The 7,192-nt window shown below is 67.2% G+C and carries 6 protein-coding genes; all 6 read right to left on the bottom strand.

The annotated features are described in order from the left end of the window. Positions 1–458 precede the first annotated feature (458 nt). Positions 459–1,559: a DUF1559 domain-containing protein gene (locus G6O54_RS31765; protein ID WP_165233062.1), complete on the bottom strand. Its 1,101-nt coding sequence runs from the start codon at positions 1,557–1,559 to the stop codon at positions 459–461. A 259-nt stretch (positions 1,560–1,818) separates the two neighbouring features. Then, on the bottom strand, positions 1,819–2,013 hold the full coding sequence (locus G6O54_RS31760; protein ID WP_165233059.1) for a hypothetical protein: 195 nt from the start codon (positions 2,011–2,013) through the stop codon (positions 1,819–1,821). A 643-nt stretch (positions 2,014–2,656) separates the two neighbouring features. Continuing rightward, positions 2,657–3,568 carry a phosphatidate cytidylyltransferase gene (locus G6O54_RS31755; protein ID WP_165233056.1) on the bottom strand — a complete coding sequence of 304 codons (912 nt, stop codon included), beginning with the start codon at positions 3,566–3,568 and terminating at the stop codon, positions 2,657–2,659. Between the two features lie 95 nt (positions 3,569–3,663). After that, on the bottom strand, positions 3,664–4,470 hold the full coding sequence (gene uppS, locus G6O54_RS31750) for a polyprenyl diphosphate synthase (protein ID WP_165233053.1): 807 nt from the start codon (positions 4,468–4,470) through the stop codon (positions 3,664–3,666). Positions 4,471–4,530: 60 nt separating this feature from the next. Beyond that, on the bottom strand, positions 4,531–5,838 hold the full coding sequence (locus G6O54_RS31745; RefSeq protein WP_165233050.1) for an adenylosuccinate synthase: 1,308 nt from the start codon (positions 5,836–5,838) through the stop codon (positions 4,531–4,533). A 140-nt stretch (positions 5,839–5,978) separates the two neighbouring features. Further along, entirely contained in the window at positions 5,979–7,157 is a 1,179-nt protein-coding gene (gene carA, locus G6O54_RS31740; RefSeq protein WP_165233047.1) for a glutamine-hydrolyzing carbamoyl-phosphate synthase small subunit, read from the bottom strand. Between the last annotated feature and the right edge of the window lie 35 nt (positions 7,158–7,192).

Genomic DNA, 7,192 nt, shown 5'->3' with positions numbered 1-7,192 from the left:
TTAGCCCCAATACCGTTCACCGAAGGGTAGGGGCACACGGGCTTCGGCAGGGTCTCGAACCGCGATGGTACGAGACCGAGGTCAACGTCACGTCGGCTCCGAGCTGAGCCTGGGTGGCCGTGGTGGAACACCACGGTGAGGGAAGCTGTTGCGCCTAATGGGCTTCGCCTGGAGGCCACGGCGGTCCCGTGGTGTTCCACCACGGCCACCCGGAGACACTCCTTGCCTGCCAGGATGTTCACGTTCGGCATTCGCGATGCGAGACGAGACGAGCCTTCGTTGAACGGTATTGGCTCTGGAGCCCGCTCCTTGTCTCGATGGGCTCGATGCGGCTCCCGGCACCGCGCGGAGGGGAGACCGGGACGGGAATCGGGATCAACCACGAGGAGGATCGACGAAGGGACCCCGGGGGCGTGTTTCCCCGGGGTCCCTGGTGGATTGTTGGGATGGTGAGGACGTCAGAAGGCGTCGGAGCTGATGACCTCGCCGCCGTCGCGAGTGCCCAGGGACCACATGATGGTCTGGCTGACCGAGGACTTCAGGAACCGGACCGAGCCGTCACAGAAGAGGGCATTGGCACCGCCGGAGTGGTAGCTGCTCATGCCGACCGAGCCCCAGGCCCCGTCATTGTCGCCGCCCCATTTGACGATGATGCAATTGGGGTAGTTGGGGTTGGGAGCGACCAGCGTGTTGCCCAGCGTTCGGCCCAGGAGGGCCTGGCACCACATCTGGCCGATGAAGCTCCGATGCGACTTCGGGTTGGTCGCGGCGAATGCTCCGCACGCCTGGAGCCAGGGGACGAACGAGTCACCACCGTAGGGCATGTTCGCACCCTGCAGGTTCCAGTCGCTGACGCCCGACGGGGTCGAGCCGTAGACCATCATGTCCTGCGGGTTGCTGAACCTGTTGTCGTTCCCGTCGCCGGTCCGCCATTCCCCGAACGCGATCGTGTTCGCCGAGCCGTCGGTGATGGCGGCCAGGTCGTAGGCCGTGCCACCGACTTCGAAGACTCCATTGGGCCTGGAGTTGTTGTTGTACGCGAACTGGTTCATGCTCGCGCCCAGCGAGGCGAAGTAGTTCGTGTAGGGTGACTGCCTGCCGGAAAGCCAGGTGCCCGGATAGATGGGGGACGAGGGGCAGACGAACGCGGTGATCAGCGAGGTCGTGGCGGTGGAGTTGTGATATTGACCGGTCGAATCCTCGCTCGCATTGGGCAGGCTGAAGTTGATGGAGGCGTAGATCGCCTGCTGTTCCATGTAGGGGAGCAGCATCGAGTGGGCGCTCCAGTTGCCCCAACCGGTCCGCATGCCTTGCCCGGCGATCATCACCGGCCCGCCGCCCATGGGGAAGGCGCCGATGGCCGCGTGGTAGTTGTGCATGGCCAGGCCGATCTGCTTGAGGTTGTTCACGCACTGGGCTCGCCGGGCCGCTTCGCGGGCCGACTGGACGGCGGGGAGGAGCAGGGCGATCAGGACAGCAATGATTGCGATCACCACCAGCAGCTCGATCAGCGTGAATCCTCTCGGCTTCCAAGAGGATCGGTTCGAGATCCGTCGCATGAGATTTCCCCTAAATGAAAAGGAGAACGGTCGCTCGATGAACGCTTCCAAATCGGATGAACGGAGTCTGTTTCATCGTGTGAGTGCCAATACAGAACCGCAGCCGCGTCCTCGCAGCCGATGCGTGGACGTAGCCTCGCCCGGATCCGCGCGCGCTCGCGCGGACGGGCAATTCAGCCGAACTGGTCTTTCCACAGTCGGCCCCGGGTCGATCCGCGAGGCCACCTCGACGGATCGATCGGGATGAGTTGCCGCGGGATCAGTGAGGCAACTCGGACGGACTTGCGCCCTTGGGGATCTTGATCTTGCTCTTGTCCTGCGCCGGCTGCGGCGCCGGCGTCGCGACCTTGGCCAGGGGGATTTCCTGCTGACTGTCGCAACCCGAAGTCGCGGCGAGCAGGAACAGGGGACCCGCAACGATCGCGGCCATCATCGCCAGCTTGCAGAATCTCATGAGGATCACTCCCGGCCTGCCTTCGGCGCAGTCCGAATCCCGTTTCAGCACGGCTCTCGGGCACCAATGACCCTGAACCTCGGAGGCTCTCGTCCGATGAGACGAGGCTCGCTGCACCCCGGCAGGCCCACGAACACTCTCCACCACGGCAATCAGGAATCGAAGTCCTGGGCCGCGGTGTTGAGAGACTCCTCGACCTTCCCCACCACAAGCACCAGACCCGGGGCAGGCGATGGGGAATCGACTCAACGAATCAATTAATACTCTACGGCCCTCGTCGCATCGGGTCAACTGGGAGGCAGGGGTATCAGAGATCTTGAGGAATCCGGACTCCGGACGCTCGATCGCGCACGGGTGACCCATCCGGCAGGGACGGTCCTTCCCCCGGCAGCGTCCCCGGGGGGCGGCCCTCGCTTCATCATCCGGGCGAGATACCGGGGGTTCGGGCCCATTCATGGTCGGCGCCGGCGGGAGGACACCGGGGCGTCGATGTTGATGCGACGAATCGGCTCCCAGGTTCGCGCTCGAACCAATAGACCGGCTCCGCGGGATCGTTCCGCGTGCCATTGCGAATTAAGAGGTGAGCATTAGATGCTATGTATTTCGAGCGGCCGGACGCCGGCCGCGAGACCTTCGTCGGGGTTCATGTGCCCCAGATGACCCAGAGGGCATACACGACCGGGGCGGCGAAGAGGATCGAGTCGAGGACGTCGAGGACTCCGCCGAAGCCGGGAACGACCGAGGATGCGTCCTTCCGCTCGCCGTCGCGCTTGATCAGGGATTCCATGAGGTCACCGAGCTGGGCGACCGCGCCGACGATGAGTCCGAATGCGATCGCCGAGACGAGGTCCATGGTCGGGACGTTGAGCGCGTGTCGCGCCACGAGGGTCACGATCAGGGTGGCGGCGACCGCGAAGACGAGCCCGCCGATGGCCCCTTCGACGGTCTTGTTGGGGCTGAGCGAGGGCCAGAGCTTGTGGCGGCCGAAGAGGCGGCCCGCCGTGTAGGCTCCCGTGTCCGCGCCCTTCGCCGTGGCGATCAGGAAGAGCAGGGGGATGACGCCGTGGTAGGGGCCCTGCATCCAGCGAAGCTGGACGATGAAGCCGCCGAGGAGGCCGATGTAGGCGATGGCCAGCATGTTGGCGGCGAGCGTCGCCATCGACCGGCCCGGCCGGACGAACCGGATGCCCTCGATGACGAAGGCGACCATGAAGATGCCCACGAAGCTGAGGAAGGGCCAGGCCAGGACGATCAGGGGGCTGCTCGCGCTGAAGTCGGACGACCCGGACTCCTGGGGACTGCCCATCATCCGCGTGACATGCGGCATCCAGTTCGAGACCATCAGGGCGCCGACGCCGCCGAGGACGGTATTGAGCGAGGGATGGAGGCCGGCGCCCCGGAGGAGCCGGACCATCTCGACGCTGGCGGCCCCCACGGCGGAGAGGACGATGAGGAACCAGAGCGGGAACCAGGGGGCGGCCCATTCGTCCAGGAGCAACACGCCGACCGCGGCGAAGCTCAGGCTCAGTCCGATGAGGACTCGTGTTCCAAGCATGGGGAGATGGTCGCGACGAGGACTCGTCAGGCTCCTGGGGCCGGCACGAGGTGGGGGGATCCGTCAGCCCGCCGAAACGTGGCGACGTCGCCACTCTAACCGGAAGCGGGTGAGGTCGCCAGTGAGGCGGCCGGCAGGCCGCCATACTTGCGCTCGCGGCCGGCGAACGCGGCGCAGGCATCCAGCAGGTCGCCGTCCCGAAAGTCGGGCCAGAGGGTGGGCGTGACCCAGAGCTCCGTGTAGGAGATCTGCCAGAGCAGGAAGTTGCTCACGCGGAGCTCGCCGGCCGTCCGGATCAGGAGGTCGGGGTCGCGCATGCCCCGGGTGTTCAGGTAGGAGGCGAACAGCGACTCGTCGACGTGGTCCGGATCAACCTTGCCGGCCTTCACGTCGCGGGCCAGCAGGCGGGCCGCATCCGCGATCTCGGTCCGGCCGCCGTAGTTGACGGCCAGGCAGAGGATCATCCCGCCGTTGCCGGCCGTCATCTCGGCCGTGCGGTCGAACTCGTCCAGGACCTCCGCGGGAAGCCCCTCGCGGCGGCCGATCATCCGCAGGCGGACGTTCTGCTCCACCAGCTCGTTACGCTCGACGACCAGGAAGTGTCGGAAGAGGCGGAGCAGGAACTTCAGCTCCCGGGGAGGGCGCTTCCAGTTCTCGACCGAGAGGCAGTAGAGCGTGAGCTGATCGAGGCCGAGGCGACAACCTTCCTCAACGACGGACTTGACGCTCCGGATCCCCTGGCGATGGCCGACGATCCTGGGGAAACCCCGCCGCTGGGCCCAGCGGCCGTTGCCGTCCATGATGATGGCGACGTGGCGGGGCAATTGATCGGGCTTCAGGCCGAGGGCCCGGACGCGTGCCAGGCCTTCCTCGGTGATCGACGACTCACGATCTGGCTGCATGGCTCCCTCGAACTCGGCCCGGCCGCCTCGGTCCGCGGCGTGGGCCTGGGGTCGGACGCGTCAGGCCGAAGGCCGGATTCCCGCGGGGATCTGGATGGTCTGGCGGCGGTCCGGCCCGACCGACACGATCGAGGCCGGGACTCCGACCTGGCGGGCGATGAAGGTGACGTAGTCGCGGGCCGCCGCGGGGAGGTCCGCCCACTCGCGGACGCTCGTGATGTCCTCCGTCCAGCCCTGTACCGTCTCGTAGATCGGCCGGCATCGCGCCAGGTCGGTGAGCGAGGCCGGCAGCGACTCGACGCGCCGGCCGTCCAGCTCGTAGGCGACGGCGACGTTCAATTCCTCGATGCCGCTGAGCACGTCGAGGAGCATGACCGCCAGCTCGGTCGAGCCGCTGACCCCGGCCGAATATCGGACCGCGACCGCGTCGAACCAGCCGCAGCGCCGAGGGCGGCCGGTCACGGTCCCGTACTCGCGGCCGACGCGGCGAATCCGCTCGCCGGTCTCATTCTCCTGCTCGGTCGGGAACGGGCCGCCGCCGACGCGGGTGGTGTAAGCCTTCACGACGCCGATCCAGCGATCGACGAATCGTGTCGGGACGCCGGAGCCGGGCCCCACCCCGGCCGCGCTGCTGTTGGAGCTCGTGACGTAGGGATAGCTGCCGTGATCGATGTCCAGGAGCGAGCCCTGGGCGCCCTCGAAGAGGAGCCGCTTCTTCCCCGCGATCGCCTTCTGGAGCCAGGTGGTGGTGTCCCGGACGTAGGGGCGGAGGGATTCCGCGTGCCCCAGGTATTCCTCGGTGACCAGCTTCGGGTCGAGCGCCTCGAAGTCCGGCAGCATCGACTGCAGGAGGCGGTTCTTGAAGTCGATGATGCGGGCGAGCCGCTCCCGGAACTCCTCGGGGTGGAAGAGGTCGGCGACCCGGACCCCGTGGACGCGGCCCACCTTGTCGCGATAGCAGGGCCCGATCCCGCGCCGGGTCGTCCCGATATGGTCGGCCGCCGAGGCCGATTCCTCGGACAGCCGCTCCTCCGACATGTGATAGGGCAGGATGACGTGGGCCCGGTCGCTGATCAGGAGCCGGCCGTGGAAGTCGACCCCCTGCGAGGAGAGCCGCTGGATTTCCGAGAGGAGCGAGGGCGGATGGATGACCACGCCGTTGCCGATCACGCATTCGACGCCGGCCCGCAGGATCCCGGTGGGGATGAGCGACAGCTTGTATGTGGTCCCCTCGTGGACCACGGTGTGCCCCGCGTTGGCACCCCCCTGGTAGCGGACCACGACCTCGTGCTGGTCGCAGAGGAGGTCAACGATCTTCCCCTTGGCCTCGTCGCCCCACTGCAGCCCCACGACGCACGTCGATCCCACGGCAACGACTCCGATCCGCCCCGAACCGCGACCGACGTGCGATCGCTTGGCATCGTAAAGTTACAGCCTAACGCCACAGCCGGGCGCCGTCAAAGGGTTCAAGAAAACAGGCGCCCGCCCGGCTCCGCGGGCAGCCCCCGTCAGGGCATCATGGCGCGGAACTCGTCGAAAAGATACTGGCTGTCATGAGGCCCGGCGGAGGCTTCGGGGTGATACTGCACGCCGAAGACCGGCAGCCGCCGGTGCTGCAGGCCCTCCAGGGTCTGATCGTTGAGGTTGACGTGGCTGAGCTCGACATCGCCGGGGAGGCTGGACGGATCCACGGCGAAGCCGTGATTCTGGGTGGTGATCTCCACCCTCCCGGTCCGCTCGTTGCGCACGGGGTGATTCGCGCCACGATGGCCGAACTTGAGCTTGAACGTCCTGCCGCCGAACGCCTGGCCCAGGAGCTGGTGGCCCAGGCAGATCCCGAAGATCGGGATCCCGCGGGATTCGGACCCGGCGCGGATGAGCGAGCGGAGGGTCTCCACCGACTCGCCGAGGGCGCCCGGGTCGCCGGGGCCGTTGGAGAGGAAGATCCCATCCGGCTGTTGCTCGAGGATCGCCTCCGCGGGGGTCGAGCCCGGCATCGCCGTCACCTTGCAGCCGGTTTCGACCAGGAAGCGGAGGATATTCCACTTCATGCCGTAGTCGAGCGCCACGACGTGGGGCCGCTTGCCGTTCGGGCTCGTGGAGCCGCCTCTCGGGTCCGGGCCGTCCTCGACGTTCCGGCCGCTCGGGTCGAGATAATACTCGGCGTGCAGGCCCGGCTCCCAGGTGAAGCTCTTCTCGGGCATGACCTCGCGGGCGAGGTCCCGGCCGACCAGCCCGGGGCTCTTGCGGGCCTTGTCGACGAGGCTGGCGTCGTCCAGGTCCGCGGTCGAGAGGATCCCCTTCATGGCCCCGCGGGTCCGGGTCAGCCGGACCAGGGCGCGGGTGTCGATCCCCTCGATGCCGAGGATCCCGTTGCGGGCCAGGAACTCATCGAGCGAGCCCTGCGAGCGGAAGTTGCTGGCCCTCCCGCTCAGCTCCCTGATGACGAAGCCGCGGACCCAGGGCCGGCGGCTCTCGGCGTCGTCCTCGTTGATCCCGTAGTTGCCGATCTCCGGATAGGTCATGGTCACGATCTGGCCGTGATACGAGGGGTCGGTCAGGATCTCCTGGTATCCGGTCATGCTCGTGTTGAAGACGACCTCGCCGTCCACCTCGCCCCGGGCGCCGAAGGCCCTGCCGGTGAAAACCGTACCGTCTTCGAGAGCGAGCTTCGCCGTTTCGGACATCGATCTCGGGGCCGCGCGGGCCCTCGCTCCTGGGT

This window comes from Aquisphaera insulae (assembly GCF_011064615.1).
In the GTDB taxonomy this organism is placed as follows: Bacteria; Planctomycetota; Planctomycetia; order Isosphaerales; family Isosphaeraceae; genus Aquisphaera; species Aquisphaera insulae.
The sequence above is the reverse complement of the archived record's forward strand: the minus strand, read 5'-3'. Positions and strand labels throughout refer to the sequence as shown.